1 protein-coding gene is annotated in these 1,514 nt (G+C 47.8%); it reads left to right on the top strand.

Annotation, left to right across the window (positions count from 1 at the left end; genetic code table 11):
• Positions 1 to 1,514, top strand: a 1,514-nt coding sequence (locus R7P72_RS24160; RefSeq protein WP_318110850.1) for a FlgK family flagellar hook-associated protein, incomplete at both ends; no start/stop codon positions are given.

Here is a 1,514-nt window from a genome sequence, read left to right as displayed (position 1 = left end):
CAACGATCCACGTATGTTTGGTGGTTCGACCTACGGCATGGGTGTGCATGTGGAAAATGTTCGCCGCTCGTGGGACCAATTTGCCGTTAATGAACTCAACCTGTCCTCTACAAGCAATGCGAATAAAACGGATACCCAAGATAACTTAGACATGCTTTCTAGCATGTTGAGCTCTGTTGCATCGAAGAAGATCCCAGAAAACCTCAATGAGTGGTTTGATGCTGTGAAAACCATGGCTGACACACCAAACGATTTAGGTGCGCGTAAAGTTGTGTTGGAAAAGGCAAAAATCTTTTCAGACACATTAAACGACTTTCACGAAACGGTGCGACTGCAGTCAGACGTAACCAATAAAAAATTGGACATGGGCATTGAGCGCATTAACCAACTGGCGCTAGAAATTCGTGACATCCACCGCTTGATGATGCGCACTCCTGGTCCACATAACGATTTGATGGATCAGCATGAAAAGCTGATTACCGAGCTGTCGGAATACACTAAGGTCACCGTGACCCCACGTAAAAACGCTGAAGGTTTCAACGTGCACATCGGCAATGGTCATACCTTGGTGTCGGGCACAGAGGCAAGCCAATTAAAAATGATTGATGGCTACCCAGACGTGCACCAACGACGTCTAGCGATGGTCGAAGGCGATGGCATCAAAGCGATTAAGGCCGACGACATGGACGGCAAAATCGGCGCGCTACTCGACATGCGTGACAAACACATTCCGCAACTGCTGGATGAAATGGGGCGCTTAGCTACCGGATTCTCTTACAAGGTCAACCAACTGCAATCGCAAGGTTTGGATCTCAACGGCAAAATCGGTAAAGACGTTTTCACTGATGTGAATTCTGAGCTGGTGGCTAAATCACGAGTGTTTACTGCACCAAACTCGAAAGCGGACGTTGCCGTTTATGTCGATGATATTTCGGCGTTGAAAGGTGGCGAATATGCGCTGCGCTTCGATGGTGATCGCTACAGCGTGACAACACCGAAAGGCGAGCAAGTTCAGATAGATATAGACCAGTCGGATTCTACCTTCGTATTGGATGGCATGAGAGTGCAAATCGGCGAAGGCCTTGCCGCTGGCGAACGAGTGCTGCTGCGTCCTACTCGCAGTGGTGCTGCCATCATCAAGATGGAAACCAACGACGCTAAATCCATTGCCGCACAAAGTTATGAAGCGTCTACGACGTTTGCTCAAGGCAGTGCGAAATTCAATATTCGTGAAGCGGGTGATGTAAAAGAGTTTGAAGTAACGGTTCAGCCACCCGATGAAAAGCACGACAAAGCGTGGCTAAAGATTACCGATAACAAAGGTAACTTACTGTCCGATAAATACTCTTATCCGTTAGACAAAGATGATCCGCTGATTGAAATCTCAGTGCCGAAGAGTCATCCGCTATACAAAAATGGCGATGCAACCATCTTTGAACTGACAGAAGGCGCACTGCTGAACGATAAATTTACGGCCAACTTGGTGCCGTCAGAAGGTGGTAACGGCAACTTGA

This window comes from Vibrio sp. Vb0888, assembly GCF_033338835.1.
Classification (GTDB): Bacteria; Pseudomonadota; Gammaproteobacteria; order Enterobacterales; family Vibrionaceae; genus Vibrio; species Vibrio alginolyticus.
The sequence above is the reverse complement of the archived record's forward strand: the minus strand, read 5'-3'. Positions and strand labels throughout refer to the sequence as shown.